The sequence below is a fragment of the Paenibacillus pseudetheri genome (genome assembly GCF_924513355.1).
Lineage (GTDB): Bacteria > Bacillota > Bacilli > Paenibacillales > Paenibacillaceae > Paenibacillus_AQ > Paenibacillus_AQ pseudetheri.
This window is the reverse complement of record NZ_CAKMAB010000047.1, coordinates 20817-40149: the sequence shown is the minus strand read 5'-3', so window position 1 is coordinate 40149 and position 19333 is coordinate 20817. Positions and strand designations below refer to the sequence as shown.

At 44.1% G+C, this 19333-nt stretch carries 20 protein-coding genes and 2 tRNA genes; 4 read left to right on the top strand and 18 right to left on the bottom strand.

Annotation, left to right across the window (positions count from 1 at the left end; genetic code table 11):
• Positions 1-358 precede the first annotated feature (358 nt).
• Positions 359-442: a putative holin-like toxin gene (locus L1028_RS31395; RefSeq protein WP_219214875.1), complete on the top strand. Its 84-nt coding sequence runs from the start codon at positions 359-361 to the stop codon at positions 440-442.
• A gap of 217 nt (positions 443-659) precedes the next feature.
• Here the strand turns inward: L1028_RS31395 and L1028_RS27145 are convergent.
• The 3 genes from L1028_RS27145 to nrdR all read right to left on the bottom strand — a co-directional run bounded on the left by L1028_RS27145 (position 660) and on the right by nrdR (position 1454).
• Positions 660-732 (bottom strand) — tRNA-Lys (locus L1028_RS27145).
• Between the two features lie 10 nt (positions 733-742).
• Positions 743-818 (bottom strand) — tRNA-Ala (locus L1028_RS27140).
• Positions 819-977: 159 nt separating this feature from the next.
• Positions 978-1454 carry a transcriptional regulator NrdR gene (nrdR, locus tag L1028_RS27135; protein ID WP_042126015.1) on the bottom strand — a complete coding sequence of 159 codons (477 nt, stop codon included), beginning with the start codon at positions 1452-1454 and terminating at the stop codon, positions 978-980.
• Positions 1455-1618: 164 nt separating this feature from the next.
• Here nrdR and L1028_RS27130 point away from each other — a divergent pair, with 164 nt between their 5' ends.
• Positions 1619-1837: an alpha/beta-type small acid-soluble spore protein gene (locus L1028_RS27130; protein WP_234541065.1), complete on the top strand. Its 219-nt coding sequence runs from the start codon at positions 1619-1621 to the stop codon at positions 1835-1837.
• A gap of 80 nt (positions 1838-1917) precedes the next feature.
• Here L1028_RS27130 and L1028_RS27125 read toward each other — a convergent pair whose 3' ends face one another.
• The 11 genes from L1028_RS27125 to L1028_RS27075 all read right to left on the bottom strand — a co-directional run bounded on the left by L1028_RS27125 (position 1918) and on the right by L1028_RS27075 (position 14476).
• Positions 1918-2481 carry a lytic transglycosylase domain-containing protein gene (locus L1028_RS27125; protein ID WP_234541064.1) on the bottom strand — a complete coding sequence of 188 codons (564 nt, stop codon included), beginning with the start codon at positions 2479-2481 and terminating at the stop codon, positions 1918-1920.
• Positions 2478-3074: a dephospho-CoA kinase gene (coaE, locus tag L1028_RS27120; RefSeq protein WP_234541063.1), complete on the bottom strand. Its 597-nt coding sequence runs from the start codon at positions 3072-3074 to the stop codon at positions 2478-2480. The genes L1028_RS27125 and coaE overlap by 4 nt, the downstream gene beginning before the upstream one ends.
• A 9-nt stretch (positions 3075-3083) precedes the next feature.
• Positions 3084-3830 carry an MntP/YtaF family protein gene (locus L1028_RS27115; protein ID WP_234541061.1) on the bottom strand — a complete coding sequence of 249 codons (747 nt, stop codon included), beginning with the start codon at positions 3828-3830 and terminating at the stop codon, positions 3084-3086.
• Between the two features lie 127 nt (positions 3831-3957).
• Positions 3958-4794: a DNA-formamidopyrimidine glycosylase gene (gene mutM, locus L1028_RS27110; RefSeq protein ID WP_234541059.1), complete on the bottom strand. Its 837-nt coding sequence runs from the start codon at positions 4792-4794 to the stop codon at positions 3958-3960.
• A 52-nt stretch (positions 4795-4846) separates the two neighbouring features.
• Positions 4847-7516, bottom strand: a complete 2670-nt coding sequence (polA, locus tag L1028_RS27105; RefSeq protein WP_234541057.1) for a DNA polymerase I — start codon at positions 7514-7516, stop codon at positions 4847-4849.
• A gap of 309 nt (positions 7517-7825) precedes the next feature.
• Entirely contained in the window at positions 7826-8485 is a 660-nt protein-coding gene (gene phoU, locus L1028_RS27100; RefSeq protein ID WP_042186547.1) for a phosphate signaling complex protein PhoU, read from the bottom strand.
• A gap of 73 nt (positions 8486-8558) precedes the next feature.
• Positions 8559-9314 (bottom strand): phosphate ABC transporter ATP-binding protein PstB, encoded by a 756-nt coding sequence (gene pstB / locus L1028_RS27095; RefSeq protein ID WP_234541056.1) that lies wholly within the window; start codon positions 9312-9314, stop codon positions 8559-8561.
• Between the two features lie 199 nt (positions 9315-9513).
• Positions 9514-10242, bottom strand: a complete 729-nt coding sequence (locus L1028_RS27090; protein ID WP_042125998.1) for a response regulator transcription factor — start codon at positions 10240-10242, stop codon at positions 9514-9516.
• 109 nt (positions 10243-10351) lie between these two features.
• The gene (gene pnpS, locus L1028_RS27085; RefSeq protein ID WP_234541054.1) at positions 10352-12148 is read right to left on the bottom strand and encodes a two-component system histidine kinase PnpS; all 1797 of its coding nucleotides are present in this window, start codon (positions 12146-12148) and stop codon (positions 10352-10354) included.
• A 180-nt stretch (positions 12149-12328) separates the two neighbouring features.
• Complete coding sequence (locus L1028_RS27080; protein WP_234541053.1) at positions 12329-12715, bottom strand: VOC family protein; 387 nt, start codon at positions 12713-12715, stop codon at positions 12329-12331.
• Positions 12716-12910: 195 nt separating this feature from the next.
• Positions 12911-14476 (bottom strand): fumarate hydratase, encoded by a 1566-nt coding sequence (locus tag L1028_RS27075; protein ID WP_234541067.1) that lies wholly within the window; start codon positions 14474-14476, stop codon positions 12911-12913.
• Between the two features lie 102 nt (positions 14477-14578).
• Here L1028_RS27075 and yfbR point away from each other — a divergent pair, with 102 nt between their 5' ends.
• The gene (yfbR, locus tag L1028_RS27070) at positions 14579-15184 is read left to right on the top strand and encodes a 5'-deoxynucleotidase (RefSeq protein ID WP_234541052.1); all 606 of its coding nucleotides are present in this window, start codon (positions 14579-14581) and stop codon (positions 15182-15184) included.
• An 88-nt stretch (positions 15185-15272) separates the two neighbouring features.
• On the opposite strand, the gene L1028_RS27065 is transcribed toward yfbR, so the two are convergent.
• Positions 15273-16142 (bottom strand): SDR family oxidoreductase, encoded by an 870-nt coding sequence (locus L1028_RS27065; protein WP_234541050.1) that lies wholly within the window; start codon positions 16140-16142, stop codon positions 15273-15275.
• 229 nt (positions 16143-16371) lie between these two features.
• Entirely contained in the window at positions 16372-17214 is an 843-nt protein-coding gene (locus tag L1028_RS27060; protein WP_234541048.1) for a hypothetical protein, read from the bottom strand.
• A 10-nt stretch (positions 17215-17224) separates the two neighbouring features.
• Here L1028_RS27060 and L1028_RS27055 point away from each other — a divergent pair, with 10 nt between their 5' ends.
• Positions 17225-17398, top strand: a complete 174-nt coding sequence (locus L1028_RS27055) for a hypothetical protein (RefSeq protein WP_234541047.1) — start codon at positions 17225-17227, stop codon at positions 17396-17398.
• Here L1028_RS27055 and L1028_RS27050 read toward each other — a convergent pair.
• Both L1028_RS27050 and L1028_RS27045 read right to left on the bottom strand, forming a co-directional pair.
• A complete protein-coding gene (locus tag L1028_RS27050) occupies positions 17395-18558 on the bottom strand; it encodes an S-layer homology domain-containing protein (RefSeq protein WP_234541046.1) in 1164 nt (387 codons plus the stop codon). The two genes, L1028_RS27055 and L1028_RS27050, sit on opposite strands and share 4 nt — an antisense overlap.
• A 190-nt stretch (positions 18559-18748) precedes the next feature.
• Entirely contained in the window at positions 18749-19177 is a 429-nt protein-coding gene (locus L1028_RS27045; protein ID WP_042125989.1) for a hypothetical protein, read from the bottom strand.
• Positions 19178-19333: the final 156 nt, after the last annotated feature.

Sequence of the window (19333 nt, the reverse complement as noted above, 5' to 3'; positions counted from 1 at the left end):
GTAGTTCATGTTCTGATTCTCCTTATGTAGGGGTGGTGTGGTAACTTCATTCTACACGAATCAGTCATGGGCTATTTTTTTATTCTCTTAGCAGCTGTCGCACTTCATATTACAATCCGTCTCATATAAAAAAATTAATAAATGGAAACAAAAAAAGAAACAGCATCTTGCCTGTTTCTTTAGATTTGGATTGTCTTTAATTGGAGACATCAATACAATAATATGAGGTTTTGCGGAATCAATCAAATCAAAAACAGAACATCCGTGCTTACTATATTGCCATAATATGCTATACTAATCGAGCAATAGAACGGCTTGCAAGGGCGGTCGGCTAATCTCCCCGAAGGGAGGTGAGGCCATGGAGGTTTATCAAGCGTTGTCACTGATGTTCATGTTCGGCATGTTCATTATTGCTTTGCTAAATTACCTCAAAAAGAAATAGACCGCCCTAGTCCAAAGGATGCGGTCTATTTCTGCCCGTAAAACCTGAAAGCCGCTGCCCTTAAAAGCGGCTATTGCACTGGGAGCCGTGTTTCCGCACGGCTCTCTTTGCATTGTACGATTTATCTACCCAAACTATACCACGATCAAAACCAAATAAAAAGTCACTCCGCTTCCTGAACAACAAAAAAAACGGCATTTCTGCCGTTTCTTTAGGATGGACTCTCAGGGGCTCGAACCCTGGACAAATAGATTAAGAGTCTACTGCTCTACCAACTGAGCTAAGAGTCCATATGAAGTTTGGTGGAGCCAAGGGGGATCGAACCCCTGACCTCATCGCTGCCAGCGATGCGCTCTCCCAGCTGAGCTATGGCCCCAAACGTAATTTTCAGATGTATGTAATCACACATTCTAAAATTTAGTTTGGTGTATTCAAGTCATTCTGACAAAATCAAGCGCCATAGGCGACTCCTATATAATATAAAAAATCGCCTTCGCTGTCAACACTTTTTTTAGTAATTAGACTAGCCACAACCCTACAATCTGTCCAGATCCCCAGTGCTCTTAGATAGCAGACCCTTCAGTTCCTTCATAAACATGTTAATGTCCTTGAACTGGCGGTATACGGACGCAAAGCGAACGTAGGCGACTTCATCTACTGGATAGAGCTGTTCCATAACCAATTCACCGATCTGTTGGCTCTCTACCTCAGCTACGGCGATGCCGCGGAGGGATTTTTCCACCTCAGAGACGATCTTCTCTAGACGTTCTACAGAGACGGGGCGTTTCTCGCAAGCACGGATTAAACCACGCAGAATCTTATCACGGCTGAATTCCTCGCGGCTGCCGTCTTTTTTGATCACGATTAACGGTGTTTCCTCGATCATTTCAAAGGTTGTAAACCGTTTGCTGCAACGCTCACATTCACGCCTGCGGCGAATTGACTTATTCTCATTCGCTGGTCGCGAGTCGAGCACTTTAGTATTGGTGTGATCGCAGTAAGGGCATTTCATAAGCTTCATCACTTCCTATTACATAGTGTTTTTTGTCCCGGTATGTTAAACATCCGGCTTTTAAAGGATTATTTTATTTTTTCCAGAAATCACCGTTTTTTTATTGTAATGATTATGGCAAGTACGGCACATAATACAGTTACCAACAGAGGAGGTGAACAGCAATGAGCCCAAACAACAGCTCCAATAACCTTGTAGCTCCAAATTCCCGCGGTGCTTTGGAACAACTTAAATATGAAGTTGCCCAAGAACTCGGAATCACGCTTTCCCCAGATGGTTACAATGGCAATAAAACTTCTTATGAAAATGGTTCGATCGGTGGTTACATCACTAAACGTCTTGTAACCCTGGCAGAACAACAATTGGCAGGTCAATTCAAATAACCTGTCCACATAAGCTTACTGAAAGAAGTATTAAACGACTCACAGGTCGTTTAATGCTTCTTTTTATTCATAACACGGTTTTAGAATTCATTGTAAATATCCGTGTACTGATCATAGTAATAGTTGACGCGCTGTACATAATGCCGGGTTTCACCAAAAGGAATATCCTTAATCGTGGCATCCGTTCCATCCCAGATCCCCTCATCCAGCCATTTTTGAACTTTACCCGGTCCGGCATTATATGCAGCGATAATCGCTGTACGTTTACCTTCGAATTGACGGGATAATGTTGAAAGATACCAGGTACCTAGTTCAATATTTGCTGATGGTTCATGCTTTAGCTCCTCCATAGATGCATCAGGAAGCTTGGCCTTTTCAAGGGCCCATTTGGCGGTATCCGGCATAAGCTGCATTAAACCTATAGCACCTTTTTTGGATTCTCGTCCAGTTTTGAAGTTCGTTTCCACGCGGATAATCGAAGCCACTAGAAACGGGTCTATATCGTACGTAATGCTGTGCTTACGGATCTCATCTTTATAATGAATCGGATAAAACCAGGACATCCAGTTCGTACTCAGAAACAATATTGCAGTAAAACCAATGAATAACAGAAGAAGGACTCTTTTTTTACGTAACCATTTCATGATAAGCCCAGCCTGTCCCAAAGAACAGCAACCTGTTGCTCAGTGTGCGCAAGTTCGCCACTGTTGTCAATGATATAGTCCGCTTTGTTACGCTTCGCTTCAATATCCATCTGTGCATTTAAGCGCGCTTCTGCTTGTTCTAAAGAAAGTCCGTTACGTTCCATTAATCGAGCGATTTGCACTTCACGAGGCACGTAGACCACAAGTATTTCATGGAACATGTTCTCGAGGCCTGATTCGAAAAGAAGAGGGATATCCACAATTGTTAACTTCTTTGGATCTTCTTCCTCCATGCTGTTCATACGTTCTTTAATCTCCCGCCGGATTGCAGGATGCGTCAGATTGTTCAGGGCTTGCAGGGCCGCCGGGTCTTGAAATACAATATCCCCCAGCTTGCCCCTATTCAGTGTGCCATCCGGAGAGAGGATCTCGCTTCCGAATTGTTTCACAGCCGCAGCCAGCACCTCATGACCGGGGAGCATAACTTCTCTGGCGATCACATCCGCGTCAACCAGCCTCGCTCCCTTGCTCACAAACAGTGCGGACACCGTGCTTTTTCCAGATGCAATGCCTCCGGTTAAGCCAATAATCATGTACTCACCTCATAATAGCTTCAGTATTCCCATTGTAATTAATAATAACGCGGGTAGTGCAGCAGCATGCTTCATCCAGTAGTTCCCGGCGAATCTTAATCCTGTCTTCATGCCCAGCAATAGAAATGTACCACTAAACAGAGCAATTGTAAGTGATGTCCATATCGGATTGAATCCCAGCAATGCTGCGCCAAGTCCAGCTCCAAAAGCATCTAGAGAGAGGGCAATCCCGAGCAGCATAGCCTCCATCGAAGAAATACTTCCGGAATCATCCATATCTGCAGAAGACGGAGTACGTAAGATCTGAACAACAATCCCCAACCGTCGTAGCTCAAGGGAAAAGACAGCCGACTTTACCTGCTCAGGAGCCATGGCAACCTGTTCTACAACATCTTCAGTATCAACAGCTACTTCTGCCCGAGCTTCTGTGGATAGCACATTTTCTTCACTATCTACTTTACGCTCACCTGTCTGTTCCTTCTCTTTCTGCATTAGCATCTGGACGAGCGACCAACACCCCATTAGCACGAGTATAACAGCGCCAACCTCAGAAGCTGCATGTGGAGACACTACCTTGGCAAGCAGAACACCCACTTGCATAGATACACAGATAACTACCCCCGAACAAAGCGAGATAATCAGAATGGAGAGCAATGGTATTTTCATTTTACGCAGTCCATATGTAATACCAACGCCAAAACCATCCAAACTCAAAGCAAAAGCTAGTAATATTAATGAAAAAAATGGGCTGAGCACCCGCAATCCCTCCTGTGAAGAACCGGAACACTGAAGAATACACTTCATTCAGCTTCCGTTCTCTATTAAGCATTCTTCACACAGTATATGGGCGGGACAAATAGTGGGTGCCAACCTAATTACTTCTTCAGTTATCTGCCTTACGCTGACAGCTTGGACAATAATGCGTACCGCGTCCACCTACAACGGTTTTCTCAATCATCGTTCCACAGTGGTTACACGGCTGATCTTTACGGCCGTAAATCAACAGCTGTTGCTGATAAGTGCCGCTCTCACCTTGACCATTCACATATGATTTTACAGACGAACCGCCAGCGTTTACCGCTTCTGCCAGAGTGCTGACAATAGCATGGTGCAGCTGATTCAGTTGATCATCCGAGAGATCTTTAGCGCCGACTTCCGGATGAATCCCTGCACGGTGCAACGACTCATCTACATAAATATTACCTATGCCGACGATATATTCCTGATTCAGCAGCAGTGATTTAATTTTTGTGCTTTTGCCTGATACAATCTGCTTAAACCTCTCCGGTGTAAAGGATGGCTCCAGCGGCTCCTGTCCTAGCTTATTTAGAGGAGGAAGCTGAAGGTCTTCACCAATCTGAAAAAGATGCATTGTACCAAACTGACGAACATCCGTGTAACGCAGCTCAGTGCCATCGGTAAAATGGAATATCACATGCGTATGCTTGTCCAGTGGATCTTCATTCGAAAAGAGTCCGTAACGGCCCTCCATCCGTAAATGAGATACCAGCACCAGACCGTCTAACACGATGCGCAAAAATTTCCCTCTTCGTTCAACTTTAACAATGCTATGACCTGCGAGCAGGTTGGCAAAAGCCTGAATATCATCCGGCCGCTGAATAATCCGGGCCAGCCGGACGGTTACACTCTCTATCTGCTTTCCATTAACTAAATCATTCAGTGTTCTCTTGACTGTCTCTACTTCCGGTAATTCCGGCATGATGTCTTCACCTCAACTACATTATAGCTGATATGCACACCTTAAAGGGAGCCTATTTCGCTTCGTACCAGTTGCTGCCAAAACTTACCTCTGCTTTAAGCGGCACAGATAACTGCAATGCTCCACCCATTACTTCAGGCAAAAGCGTCTTCATGAGCTCCATTTCATCCTCTGGCACCTCGAATACAAGTTCATCGTGCACCTGAAGCAACATACGGCTCTTTAGCCCACGCTCAAATAGCGCCTTGTCCATATGCACCATCGCCAGCTTAATAATATCAGCGGCAGTTCCTTGTATAGGCGTATTCATTGCTGTCCGTTCCGCAAAAGAACGTAGATTAAAATTCTTCGCATTAATCTCAGGCAAGTAACGACGGCGCTCCAGCAGTGTGGTTACATAACCATGTTTCCTTGCATCAACTACGATATCGTCCATATATCGACGTACGCCTTGGTATACCTCGAAATACTGCTCAATAAATTGAGCGGCTTCTTTCCGAGGAATATTCAAGTTCTGCGAAAGACCATAATCACTGATTCCGTACACGATACCAAAGTTAACGGCTTTAGCAGCACGACGCATATTGCTATCAACCTGATCGGCAGTAACTCCAAATACATCCATCGCTGTCTTCGTGTGGATATCCATATCATGGAGAAAAGCTTCCTTCATCCGCTCATCACCGGAGATGTGCGCAAGTACCCGTAGTTCAATCTGCGAATAGTCTGCCGCCAGAATGGACCAGCCCGGTTCGGATGGAACAAACACTTTACGGATTTTACGTCCTTCTTCTAAGCGGATTGGAATGTTCTGCAGGTTCGGAAATTGGCTGCTAAGCCGTCCTGTCGCAGCAATCGTCTGCCGATAGAAAGTATGCACCTTCCCTGTTTTCGGGGAAATTTCCTTGAGAAGCCCCTCTACATAGGTGGATTGCAATTTGGCAATCGTGCGATATTGTAGAATCAAACGTACCACATCGTGATACGGTGCTAGCTTCTCCAGCACCTCTGCGTCTGTTGAATATCCGGTCTTCGTCTTCTTAACGACAGGAAGACCCAGTTTTACAAATAAGATCTCGCCTAATTGTTTTGGTGAATTCAAATTAAACTCTGTGCCACAAATCTCATAAATTTCGGTGACTAGCCTGGAAATCTGAGCTTCGAATTCTTTTCCTAACTCTTTAAGATCTCCTTCATTGACTGCAATCCCCTGTTTCTCCATATCCGCAAGAATACGTGATAATGGCATTTCCAGATCCTCGAACAGTCCGGTCATCGCCGTTTCGATCAATTCCTGCTGTTGTTTCTGGGCGATGCCAAGTACCGCAGCACTCTTACGTGCGACGTGATTCCCTAAGATTTCAAGCTCAGGAATCTTATATTTGGCACCTTTACCAAATACATCTTCATCAGGTGACAATCTTGGTAAGCCGTATTTCGTAGCGAGATCGTTTAGGTTCTGATTTGCTTCCGTCGGATCCAGCAAATAAGCCGCCAGCTGCACATCATGGGCTGCACCTGCAAAAGCAATCCCCTGCCAATGCAGTGCCAAATCAGCACGGTGAAGATCATATCCGCTCTTCGGAGCCTTCTCATCTCCTAACCAGTCGCGCAGCTTCGCAGCCGCTGGTTTCTGCAGTAATTCAAACGGCACATAATAATGCCGCTCCAGAGTAGATAGCCCTACCCCGATCACCTCGGCACGATGCGGATTATCCCCATTGGATTCCACATGCAGTGCCGAAATACTAGGGAGCGCTTCACTTAGCGCCTCAAGTTCATCTTCACTCACGAGCGAAATATCAAGTGTAGCAGCTTCTACTTCTGCTGCACCCTCTTCTCCATCAGCTATTGGAGCATAGGCACTAAGTGACAACCTTTCCAGAAGTGATTTGAATTCTAATTTTGCGAGTGCGGGTCCTGCTGTATCCGCAGAAATCCCGTTAAAGATCATATCTTCCCACGAATGCTCAAGAGGCACTTCACGATAGATGGTTGCCAATTTCTTACTCATGACAGCGTCTTCCGCGTGAGCTTCCAGCTTTTCTTTCATTTTACCTTTAAGCTCACCGGTTCCTGCTAATACACCTTCAACCGATCCGAATTGATGCAACAGTTTGAGCGCTGTTTTCTCACCAACACCCGGAACGCCCGGAATGTTATCACTCGCATCACCCATCAGTCCCTTAAGGTCGATGATCTGCTCTGGTGTTAGGTCATACTTCTCACGAATTTGTTCTGGTCCATAAAGCTCGACCTCAGTAACTCCTTTGCGGATCAACGCAACAGTCGTATGTTCGGAAGCCAATTGAAGCATATCCTTGTCTCCCGACACGATCATAACCTGCCGGCCTGATTCATCTGCTTGGCGAGAAATGGTTCCAATAATATCATCGGCCTCATAATTACCAATTTCAAACTGCGGCACACCCAGATTTCTGAGCAAATCTTTCAGCAGTGGAAACTGCTCGGAGAGCTCGGGAGGTGTCTTTTGCCGACCGCCTTTATAGTCTTCATAACCTTCATGCCGAAATGTGACTTTCCCTGCATCGAAGGCAACAATCATATGTGTCGGCTTATGTTCTTCAATTAAACGGAGCAGCATCGTTGTGAAACCGTACACCGCGTTCGTCTGTTGCCCTGCTGTATTCGTTAGCGGAGGCATCGCGAAGAATGCGCGGTAAATAATATTATTTCCATCTATAAGTATCAACTTGTCCATAGTGCACCTCGCCTTTTTCATGCTTACTTCTTACATCTTAACATATGGCCTGTCCAAGTAGAAACGGCTATACAACAAGTAGCCGTCCTAATATAAGGACGGCTACTCAATTTACCTAAAAATAAACAAAAGATGTGAAAGTGCAAGTAATGGAGGAGAGGTTTGGAACTGTAGGAGCAGAGCGCCCGCCTTTGTCTCTGGATTTACACCACTGAAGGTGGTTAAAATAAAATAAATCTGGAGACAACAGCGGCCGAAAGTCCAAACACTCTCTGTAATTACCAGCCACCGAACATCTTTTGCAAAACCCTATTCGTTCAAATCTGGACGACTACCGGTAACCAGGTAAACTACGCTTTCACCAATGTTAGTAGCGTGATCGCCAATCCGTTCAATATAACGGCCTACCAGCGTCAATAACATAGCTTGGGATACGGTCTCAGGCTTTGTTACCATATAAGAATACAACTCATTAATCATCGCACCATACAATTGATCGACCTGATCATCATCCTGTGCCATTTTATAAGCCAGATCAGTGTTCTCATCCAAGTAAGACTGGATAGCCTCATCAATCATAATCGTCACGATTTCAGCCATTCGAGGAATGTCTACAAGCGGCTTAATTAGTTGTTGGCCTTGAAGACGCATGGTCGCCTTAGCTACATCAATCGCCAGATCACCCATGCGTTCCAAATCGCTTGATATTTTGAAAGCAACGATAATGCGGCGCAAATCCTTAGCTACGGGCTGCTGCGTAATAATTAAGCGTGAGCCAATTTCCATGATTTTATCTTCCATGGCATTCAGCTGTAAATCCGCTTCAACGACTTCCTGTGCGAGCGTTGTATCTAGATTTTGTAAAGCATTAATTGCACCTTCAAGAGCATCCTTAACATGCTCACCCATTTGCTGCAGCAGACTGCGCAGCTCTTCCAAGTCTTTATCAAATTCTTTTCTGCGAATCATAATAAGAGCGATCCTCCTCATTAACGTATGGTCAGCTTGCCATTTCCAGGGACGAACACCCTTTTACAACTGATCAGCCGAAACGTCCGGAAATATAATCTTCAGTGCGGGAATCTTTAGGGGTCGAGAAAAGCACCTCTGTGTCCGCCGCCTCTACAATTACACCATTTAAGAAAAACACGGTTCGACCGGATACACGTGCGGCCTGATGCATGTTATGAGTTACCATAACAATGGTATACTCACTTCTTAGTTCCTGAACAAGCTCTTCTATCTTGAGAGTGGATACAGGATCAAGCGCAGAGGTTGCCTCATCCATTAGCAGAATATCAGGCTGTACCGCTAACGCTCTAGCAATACAAAGCCGCTGCTGCTGTCCACCAGACAAGCTAAGGGCAGATTTCTTCAGAAAATCTTTCACTTCCTCCCATAGGGCGGAGTGACGCAAGCTTTTTTCTACGATCTCATCCAGTTCACTTTTGGAACGGATGCCATGCAGACGGGGACCGTAGGCTACATTGTCGTAAATCGACTTAGGAAAAGGATTCGGCTGTTGAAACACCATACCGACCTGCTTACGCAGGCTTTCCACCTCTACCTCATCACTATAAATATTTTTGCCACCGATGTTTACAGTTCCTTCTATACGTGTGCCAGGAATCATATCATTCATACGATTCAATGTGCGAAGCAACGTGGATTTCCCGCAACCGGAAGGTCCAATAAAAGCGGTAACCTGTTTCTCCGGGATTTGCAGATTCACATTCTTCAGTGCGTGGAACGACTCATAGTAGAGATCAAGATTCTCTATGTCAATGATGGATTTCATTAGTGTTTACGTCTCCTTCTCATCATCTTCGATCTCCATGATAAGCTTTTAGTGTAAATACAGTTGGAGAGAAATGTTAACGCAATGTAAAATCAGTGAGAGGAATGGATCCACATCACAGTATTTCCCCAGAAGCCAACTAGTACTCCAGGCATTTCTTATTTATGAAAAGTATAGAAAAAATAGAACTCCAGTCACTCTAAATGACCGGAGCTCTCTTTTTGTTAACCACTAATTTATAACCTACGCCTCGAATCGAATCGATATGAACCGATTCTGGATCCAGCTCAAGCTTTTTACGGAGTGAACTGACATGTACATCAACCGTACGCTGTCCACCAATATAATCAAAGCCCCATACAGCGTTCATGAGATCATCTCTCGTTAATACAACCCCTGGCTTACGCGCCAAATATAACAGCACTTCGAACTCTTTAGGCCGCAAGTTAATACTATGCCCACCGAGGGAGACTTCATATCTCTCAGGGTAAATCTCCAATTGACCTAAAATAATGGTAGAAGCAGAGATAGGTGTTTCTGTTGGTGCTTCCTCAGCAAGACCTGAAATCCGCCGAAGTACAGCACTTACTCTTGCGAGTAGTTCGGAAACGCCGAATGGTTTGGTGATATAATCATCAGCACCTGATTTCAGCCCTCTAACTACATCTTCTTCCGCATTTTTAGCGGTCAATACAATAATAGGTGTACGGATACCTTGTCCACGCAATTTATCAAGGATGTCAATGCCATTCATACCTGGCAACATCAGATCCAATACGATCAAGTCAAAAGGTTCCCTCGTCGCACGATCATATCCTGCCGTACCATGATCCTCTACTGTTACCTCGTAACCTTCCTGCGTTAAGTTATAGGACAGCAGCCGGGCCAGTGTCGGTTCGTCTTCAATGACAAGCAATCGTTGAGCCATAGGTTCCCCCGTCTTCCATATAGTTTGATTTTTACAAAACAACAACAAAACAATCATATCACCAGAATGTTAACTTGGTGTAAAATCGATAAGGTGAATTTACAAAAATCTAATCCGCCTTTTCTTCCTGCAAAAGCGGCAACTCAATAATAAATGTGCTTCCGATCCCCAGATCACTTTTAACCGAAATCACACCATGGTGCAGATCTACCAAGTGCTTTACAATAGACAGTCCCAGCCCCGTTCCACCGGAGCTTCTGGATCTTGCTTTATCCACTCGATAAAAACGTTCAAAAATACGCGGCAAATCCTTTTTGGGAATTCCCATCCCTGTATCAGTAACAGTAAATTGTACATTTTCAGAACCATCTGGCTTCAGTATATTCTTAACATAGACTTTTACGCTACCCCCTTCATGCGTGTAATTAATCGCATTGGAGAGCAAATTCATAAAGATTTGACGCAGTTTATCCTCGTCGGCCTCAATGAACAGCTCCTCAGGAACTTCTACGTTAAGGCTAATACTTTTCTTCTCAGCCACCTTGCTAATGGTTCCCAGCACGGAATCAAAGAACTCAATGATATGAACTGGTGAGCAATCGAGCTGCACACGTTTAGATTCGATTTTAGATAATTCCAGAATATCTCCAATCAATCGGTTTAAGCGTTCGTTCTCATCATAAATAATTTGCAAGAAGGAACGGGCTGTCTTCTCATCCTTAACCCCACCACCCAGCAAAGTCTCGGCAAATCCTTTAACAGCAGCAACCGGCGTCTTCAATTCATGGGATACGTTAGCGACAAACTCACTTCGCATCCGCTCCAGGCGACGAATTTCTGTAACTTCCTGCAGAAGGAAGAGCATTCCTCTATACGTTCCATCCTGGATCATAGGTACCGCATCCATGCGTACAATTCGCTCTCTCGGATTGTAAATACTTCGTTCTTCATGGAGCGGTTCTTTACTCGATACTCCTTCTTCAAGTAGACGCGTTAGCTCATAATGACGCTTTAGCTCCTTGTACGAATGACCCGCCATTTCACTATTGCTAACATCCAGCATCCGCTCTGAAGCTCGGTTCAGCAGGGCAATTTCTTCGTCCGCATTGATCATTATGATGCCGCCAGTCATATTGTCCAGTACGCTTTGCAGCAGATCCTCATTATCACGGATGGTCTTAAGCTGAGCTTGAAGACTGTCAGCCATGGCATTTATCGCTGTTGCCAGTTGACCGACCTCATCTTTACGCTTCAAATGAACTCTTGCATCATAATCAAGATCTGTAATACGCCGCGCGACTCTCGTGATTTGTTCAAGCGGTGAAGTCATGCTCGATGCCACTTTGTAACTAACAATAGTTGCTGCCAGGAACAAAATAACTAACCCCCCAGCCATAATCATCCAAGCACGATTAAGCCCTTCCGTTACTGCATCCAGACCCATCGAGACCCGAATGTAACCGTCAAAACCATGATCTGAGGTCACCCGCTCTGCTACATATAACATCTTGCGATCTAAAGTTTCGCTGTAACGAATGGCTCGCCCAGTCCCCTCTTTAGCTGCAACAATCTCCTCTTCACGATTGGCGTGATTGTCCATCTCCAGAGGATTTTTCTCTGAATCCCCTAAAACTTCACCTGACTTACTGATAAAAGTAATCCGGGAATCCAGAAGCTTGGCGATATGCTCTGCCTGCTCCGTGTAATACGGAATGGAATTGGAGGCGTCCATATCTACAAATTCCAATGTACCTGCGAGTAGATTTATTTCCCGGGACATGTTCTCTTCGAGAGCAGCTATATGGGAGCTCTTAAACAGATGAGCCATCGTAAATCCAGTGCCAATCATGGAAATACCGATTAAGGCCATAAGTATAAACGTAAGACGAGCGCGAAACGGTTTCATCTGAAGTGTGCCTCTCCCTTTTTCATTGTATCTTTTATCCTAACTTCATTTTCATCAAAAAACCAGTGCTACTATTTTCGTGACATAAATCCCTACTATAATAGATTATATAAAAATAACAGCCCAAGTTGATTATCTCTGGACTGTTACTTTGTATTACTTTTGTAAAATATCGTGATTTCATTCTATACAGGTTGCAAGAAACCACTGATTACCCTGAGTATCTCTAATACCCGCTCCTCTTTCTCCATAAGGCTTATCCAGTGGTTCTTCAATGATGGATGCCCCGGCATCCAAGCACTTACGAAAGGTCTCATCCACATTTCTTACATATAGATGAATTGCGAGTTGTACTGGTAAATATTTCTCATTAGCTTCGGAAACCTCGATGATCGAATCTCCTATTCTAAGTTCTGCATGTCTAATCTTGCCTTCATCATTGCGAAGCATATCATTAATTCTTGCATCAAAGCAGTTCACAACAAAATCAATCAATTGATCTGCACCAGCCACGATGAAATACGGAGTAACGTTAAGAAGACCATTTCTAATATAATGTGATACCATTCGTAAACCTCCTTTAGACAAGCATAAACACCTTCAACGTCCCTATCTATATGGACGCTAAGTGATTATACGAGGAATATAAGGATAAATTATAGCGTGGAACATATAAATTCTTATATTTTTGATAAAACCGGAGAAAAAGCCATAGCAGCGGAAGTTCCCACTTTATGACTAATTCACCGGGCTGTACCCGACTTATTTAAACACGGGCTCTTTGAACTGGGTTAATTTTGCTGCGGAATCTTTCTCTACATCTGCGTGCAGACTGTTGCCGTGGGCATCCATCGTTACAATAGCAGCGAAACCATCCACATCCAAATGCCACATTGCTTCAGGAATGCCAAATTCCATAAAATCAACAGCATTTACCTTCTTGATGCATTCCGCATAATACTGCGCAGCTCCACCAATTGCATTGAGGTATACACCACCGTGCTCTTGAAGGGCTTTTAACGTTTTCGGACCCATTCCACCTTTTCCGATGACGGCACGAATACCAAACTTTTTAATAATATCGCCTTGATAAGGCTCTTCACGGATACTAGTAGTCGGGCCTGCCGCTTTAACATGCCAGCCTTCCTCGTCCTTCATCATTACAGGACCACAGTGATAGATAACTGCACCGTTTAAATCCACTGGAGCCTCATGATCCATTAGATATTTATGCAGTGCGTCGCGGCCCGTATGCATTTCGCCGGATAAAATAACAACATCCCCAACTCGCAAACTACGGATATCCTCTTCACTAATCGGTGTAGTCAGGCGGACTTCGCGAGATCCAGTAGCTGCATTGTTGTTTTCAGCTGCATTTGTAGCTTCTGTTTCCGACGCTTGGTCCCGTTCATCATCAACCGAAATCCCGGTACCACTCTCGTACAGCCAGTCCTCTATATTGCCCGTTAACGGATCAACCAGCACACCTTGGCGACGGAACGCCCAACAGTTGTAGGCAACAGATACGAAAAAGCTGGCTGGTAAACGATTCATAACACCGACCTTACAACCAAGCAGCGAGACTTCCCCACCAAAGCCCATCGTTCCAATGCCCAGCTTATTGGCATTCTCCATGATGTAGTCTTCCAGTTTGCTGAGATCCTCTATTGGATTAACATCCTCCACTTTGCGGAACAGCTGCTTCTTAGCCAGCTCATAGCCAGTTGTACGGTCGCCGCCGATACCAACACCAATAAAACCAGCACTACAGCCTTGCCCTTGTGCCTGATAAACAGCATGTAAAATACATTTACGGATTCCGTCCAGATCACGACCTGCCTTGCCCAATCCTTCTAATTCTGCTGGAAGGCTGTATTGAATATTCTTATTCTCGCAGCCGCCACCCTTCAGAATCAGTCTGATATCTATTTTTTCCTCTTCCCATTGTTCAAAATGAATGACTGGTGTACCTGCTCCCAAATTATCTCCGCTGTTCTCACCTGTTAATGAATCTACAGAATTGGGACGAAGCTTACCATTCTTGGTCGCCCGTACAATGGCGTTATGAATATCTTTTTTCATCTCAATCTGATTGATTCCCACAGGTGTGTGAATGATAAATGTAGGCATTCCCGTATCCTGACAGATCGGTGATACTTGCTGCTCAGCCATTCCGATATTTTGAGCAATCGTAGTTAACGCAAGACCTGACCGGGTAGCTCTGTCCTCTAGTGCGCGCCCCTTGGCGACCGCCCGGCGTACATCACCCGGCAAATTCGTGGACGTTTCTACAATTAGATTATAAATGCTGTCTTCAAAATGCTGCATATTCATTCAAGCTCCTCTCAGCAGATCCAGATTATCAAAAGTCTGATACAATTAGTATAATAATATCATACCTAGCAGCTCATGAAAGGGGTTACTTTAAAATTGAACTACCATTTTTCCGCCTATTTATATCGGCTTCAATATATTCAGCGCTGGAGCCTAATGCGCAGCACCGCACCTGAGAATGTTGCTGAGCATTCTTTCCATGTCGCTCTGCTCACACATATGCTCTGTTCCATTGGTAATATTCATTATGGACGTTCATTAAACGCCGAAAGAGCAGCAACTATGGCCCTGTTCCATGATGCCAGCGAGGTGTTCACCGGTGACATTGCCACACCAGTGAAATACAATAATCCCCGGCTACTTACCAGCTTCCGCGAAATGGAAAGAATTGCTGCGGAACGCTTGACCGGTATGATTCCTCCCGAGCTTCAGGGCATTTACACGCAGCTCATACAGCCGGAGGACAGTTCTCCCGATTCGGAGGACGTTCTGCTGCACAGCTACGTTAAGGCAGCCGATCGACTTGATGCTTACCTTAAGTGTGTGTGGGAGGTTGCTGCGGGCAACCGTGAATTCGCAGCGGCGAAAGAGCAAACAGGTGCGAAGCTACGCGGACTCGGCTTACAGGAAGTAGATTATTTCCTCACTCATATGGCTCCGAGCTTTGAAATGTCACTCGATGAGCTGTCTGCTGGAAACTAAATCCAAAGATCAATACAAAAAGCTCTAATTCGTCTAAGCCTGAATTAGAGCTTTTTATATAAGTATCTAGGTTTGGTTAGCTGAGCATTTACCCGTTTACGACCTCGCCACCATTTACATGGATAACCTGTCCGGTCACATAACTCGAATCGTCGGAGGCTAGATACACATAAGCTGGAGCCAGTTCCTCCGGTTGTCCCGGCCGCTTCATAGGCTGCGTACCGCCGAACTCACTAACCTGCTTCGCATCAAAAGTAGATGGAATAAGCGGTGTCCAAATTGGGCCCGGTGCAACGCCATTTACCCGAATGCCTTTCTCTGCCAAATTCGTAGATAAGGAACGCGTGAAGCTCAGAATAGCTCCTTTTGTTGACGAATAGTCCAGTAATTGTGGACTACCACGATAAGCAGTAATCGAAGTCGTATTAATGATAGCAGATCCTGCTTTTAGATGAGACATTGCCGCTTTGGTCAAATAAAACATCGCAAAAATGTTCGTACGGAAGGTACGCTCTAGCTGCTCGGACGTAATATCCTCGATCTTAGCTTGTGGATGTTGCTCCGCCGCGTTATTGATGAGAATATCCAGTTTCCCGAGACCCTCTACAGTCTGTTTAATGAGATCTTTACAGAAAGTTTCCACACCAATATCTCCGGGAATCAGAATGCATTTGCGGCCTTCCTGCTCCACCTGACGTTTCGTTTCCTCTGCATCAGAGTGTTCATTCAGGTATGAAATGACTACATCTGCGCCTTCTTTTGCAAAAAGAACAGCTACTGCCCGTCCAATCCCGCTGTCTCCTCCGGTAATAAGTGCCGCCTTGCCCTGCAATTTACCTGCCGCCTTATAATTGGCCGGTTCAAATTTCGGCAACGGCCTCATTTCGCTCTCAATCCCTGGTTGTTGATGCTGTTCTTGCGGGGGTAAGGTTTTCGTAGCTTGCTTATTGTCTGACATAATCCCTAGCTCCTCTCGTTAAGTGATGGATAGTTAACTGATCGTCTTAGGATGGCTCAAGCGTATACGTTTATACGCTGGCTTAATCATTTTTTTCAAATTGCTGTATGAAAAGTTACTTACCACACTGCAAGTTGAATCAAACAACGTGTAGTTTTTGGGGACGAAAAAAGGACTGTCCCCTAAGCCCTAGATGGCTATTGGAACAATCCTTTTTGTTTAACGAAAATCAGCTTTGTTTCAACAAAAGCAATTTTTCTTTAAGTTCAATAATTTTAGGTACAGTATCTACCGCAACCAGTTTCTTTTGATCGTCGGTTAGTTTCATATATCGGTCATACACCCAATTAACAGCTGCCTCATCACTCAAAGCTAACAGATCTACAGTAGGAAGCTGGCCAATTTTGAAAGCTACATTATTTGCTTTCTGTTGATCAGTTAAGTTGGTCTTGCCCTGATAGTATCCTACCACCTTTAACTCCGAATCATATAGAATAACCATATATTCCTCTTCAAAATTTGGTTGTGTATAAAATGGCGAGTCATCGTAATCATAACTTTCATACGATAGCTCATCAGCGCTATAACTATTAGAAACCTCATTAAGATACGCTACCGTAGACGAAATATGCTCCACAGTAAAATCCTTAGTAGGATCCAAAATAAGATAGAATGCTGTATTTGGGGTTGTAGTATAGTATTTCACTTCGGGATGTTGCTGAACAAATGCACTAGTTATCGAGATGCTATTTCTAATGTATTTCGAATTGCTCACTCCTGTAATATTTACACCCTCACTATATTTAGTTATCGTAGACATATCAAGTGTAGTATATTTCGCATGAAGATCTAGTTTTATTGTCTTATACCCAATGGGTGCACCATTCTTATTGAATAAAATTATCGTCATATAATCCTTTACATGACCTGGATAGATTGGGAAAGTAACCCGATAATCAGTCGGAAAGCTCTCACGTTCTTTTTCCAAATCCAAGGCTTCTTCAGGAATTACAGAAAAATAATACTCTGCGTGATCAGTTTCCCTAAAAATTGTTGGCGACAATCCAAGCATACTAACAGTTATGGTAGCAGCATTTGTGTATCTATATACGGCATCTTTTACTAGAGTTATCCCGTTCACTTCGGGAACATTCACCACTGGTGTTGGTGTTGGTGTTGGTGTTGGTGTTGGCGTTTCTCCACCACTAGTACCGCCTCCACCGCCGCTTGAGCCGCCAGGAGCAGCTACCCCTTAAGGTGTTGCCGTAGGAGTAGGCATAGAGATGGAATCTTTCTGAGATCCTTCTAACAGATCAGGCTTTCTCTCAAAAGATGACCCTTTGGCCCCGTCATTCACCGTCACAGACAAAAGCTGGCCCTGTCCAGTTACCTTTGTGAGTGCATCCAGAATAACCTTACTTACAGTAGTACCTTTTCCTAATTGAAGAATGATGCCAGACTTTATAGATAAATAATTAATTCGAGTAGTTCCATCCGTAACGAGACGAACAATACCGACCTTTTTCTGAACAACTACTTGCTCCAAGGTAGAATTCTTAAAGTGGATAGAATCTGCTCCTCCACCTTTAACTATAACTATAACTTTTCCTTTTACAGTTACATTATCTAGAGAGACCTCACCATCACCAATGCCTTCATCCAAAAGCAAGTCCCCGTATATAACAGTATTCTGAAGGTTAACCCCATATGTACTCACTGTTACACTCTCATATCCCGTTAGATGAGCAGGGTCCTTGCTGCCAAAAACTCCAGAATTGGTGATACGAAATCCACCGCCCATTGGGCTATCCAAGGATTCCAATATGGCTACAGCCTCGGCTCGGGTCATAGCCTGCGTTGGTGCAAAATTTCCGTTAGGATAACCGTTCATACTTCCACTATTAATCATTCCAGCTATCTTTTTCTCACTCCACGATGCAATCTGGTCACGATCTTTGAATTGATCTAGCACTGAGAGATTTTGAGGCTCTTCTAATTTCAGTAGCTTACTGATAATTACAGCAGCCTCCTGGCGGGTAACGGGATCATTCGGACGAACCTTATCTCCATATCCGTTTATGTATCCTTGTGAAGCAGCCTTGGAGAATTCCTCATACACCCAGCCGGTTGCAGGCAAATCATTAAATTTCACTGGTTGACTCTTTGTGATCTCGAAGAAACGATTCACAAGGGCAACAAATTCAGCTCGCGAAATACTTTGATTGGGCTTAACCAATCCATCTTCAAATCCCTTTAACCAGCCCTTCTCTAACCAGCTTTCGATCTGCTTCTGCGCCCAGTGACCCTCATAGTCTTTAACCGAGCTATCTGCTGCTGCGGATACGAAACCCAACGAACTAAATACTAAACTGAGAGCCAAGCTTACACTCACAATCCTTCTTAACTTCAGACCCATCCAAACTCCCCCGTAATCCCTCAGATAATAAAATAATTGTAATTTTAACCCAATCACTAAACGTATTTTATATTACTCTATCAGTATGTAATTGAAAACGTTTTTTTCTCTAAGAAATAACTACTGTGATATCCTCAACACACCAAAAAACCCGCTCTCCTTTACGGAAGCAGGTTCATAGTGTTACAGATTAAATAATGTCGTTAAATACCATGAAGAATACCATCAGCAGCAATGACACGGACAGCAGTGCACTAAGCGTACGCAATTTGCCTGTTTCTGCTTTAACATCACGGTTCTCACGAATTCCAGCAGCAGCAAGACGCAGAGGCTTGCTCATAATACCACCAAGCGCAAACATAGCTAGCAACAATACAACGATAATGATCATCCATGCTACAGAATAATCACCCTTGGTCATCATGTAACCACCTGTAAGTAGTTGAATCACCAAACCGTACTGTGCAAAGCGGTTAAATCCAGTAACTGCACTTAACGTACCTTCTTTTGCTGCAGGCGACAATTTTTCAGCACGGCCGATGATGAAAGGCAGTACAAGGTAAAATCCGAGTGCCAGTGTCCCGATCATATGTAAGAAAAACAAAACGTTCCAATCCATATCATATCTCCTCCAATTTAACTGTGATAATAGTTACATTTAATTATACCCATAATAATAGAATAAGAAAAGCTACTATAGGTGTCGATTCCTTGAAGTTGTGGATATAAAAAAGAAAGAGCCCTTAAGCCATTCACGACTTTCAGGACTCTCCCC

What these genes read in the sequence shown, in the direction of transcription:
- L1028_RS27065 (WP_234541050.1), bottom strand. Translation starts at nt 16,142, where the DNA reads ATGTCAGACAATAAGCAAGCTACGAAAACCTTACCCCCGCAAGAACAG.
- mutM (WP_234541059.1), bottom strand. Translation starts at nt 4,794, where the DNA reads ATGCCGGAATTACCGGAAGTAGAGACAGTCAAGAGAACACTGAATGAT.
- L1028_RS27055 (WP_234541047.1), top strand. Translation starts at nt 17,225, where the DNA reads ATGGTAGCAGCATTTGTGTATCTATATACGGCATCTTTTACTAGAGTT.
- L1028_RS27060 (WP_234541048.1), bottom strand. Translation starts at nt 17,214, where the DNA reads ATGCTTGGATTGTCGCCAACAATTTTTAGGGAAACTGATCACGCAGAG.
- pstB (WP_234541056.1), bottom strand. Translation starts at nt 9,314, where the DNA reads ATGAAATCCATCATTGACATAGAGAATCTTGATCTCTACTATGAGTCG.
- L1028_RS27130 (WP_234541065.1), top strand. Translation starts at nt 1,619, where the DNA reads ATGAGCCCAAACAACAGCTCCAATAACCTTGTAGCTCCAAATTCCCGC.
- L1028_RS27045 (WP_042125989.1), bottom strand. Translation starts at nt 19,177, where the DNA reads ATGGATTGGAACGTTTTGTTTTTCTTACATATGATCGGGACACTGGCA.
- phoU (WP_042186547.1), bottom strand. Translation starts at nt 8,485, where the DNA reads ATGATTCGCAGAAAAGAATTTGATAAAGACTTGGAAGAGCTGCGCAGT.
- L1028_RS31395 (WP_219214875.1), top strand. Translation starts at nt 359, where the DNA reads ATGGAGGTTTATCAAGCGTTGTCACTGATGTTCATGTTCGGCATGTTC.
- L1028_RS27090 (WP_042125998.1), bottom strand. Translation starts at nt 10,242, where the DNA reads ATGGCTCAACGATTGCTTGTCATTGAAGACGAACCGACACTGGCCCGG.
- coaE (WP_234541063.1), bottom strand. Translation starts at nt 3,074, where the DNA reads ATGATTATTGGCTTAACCGGAGGCATTGCATCTGGAAAAAGCACGGTG.
- polA (WP_234541057.1), bottom strand. Translation starts at nt 7,516, where the DNA reads ATGGACAAGTTGATACTTATAGATGGAAATAATATTATTTACCGCGCA.
- pnpS (WP_234541054.1), bottom strand. Translation starts at nt 12,148, where the DNA reads ATGAAACCGTTTCGCGCTCGTCTTACGTTTATACTTATGGCCTTAATC.
- L1028_RS27080 (WP_234541053.1), bottom strand. Translation starts at nt 12,715, where the DNA reads ATGGTATCACATTATATTAGAAATGGTCTTCTTAACGTTACTCCGTAT.
- nrdR (WP_042126015.1), bottom strand. Translation starts at nt 1,454, where the DNA reads ATGAAATGCCCTTACTGCGATCACACCAATACTAAAGTGCTCGACTCG.
- L1028_RS27050 (WP_234541046.1), bottom strand. Translation starts at nt 18,558, where the DNA reads ATGGGTCTGAAGTTAAGAAGGATTGTGAGTGTAAGCTTGGCTCTCAGT.
- L1028_RS27075 (WP_234541067.1), bottom strand. Translation starts at nt 14,476, where the DNA reads ATGCAGCATTTTGAAGACAGCATTTATAATCTAATTGTAGAAACGTCC.
- L1028_RS27125 (WP_234541064.1), bottom strand. Translation starts at nt 2,481, where the DNA reads ATGAAATGGTTACGTAAAAAAAGAGTCCTTCTTCTGTTATTCATTGGT.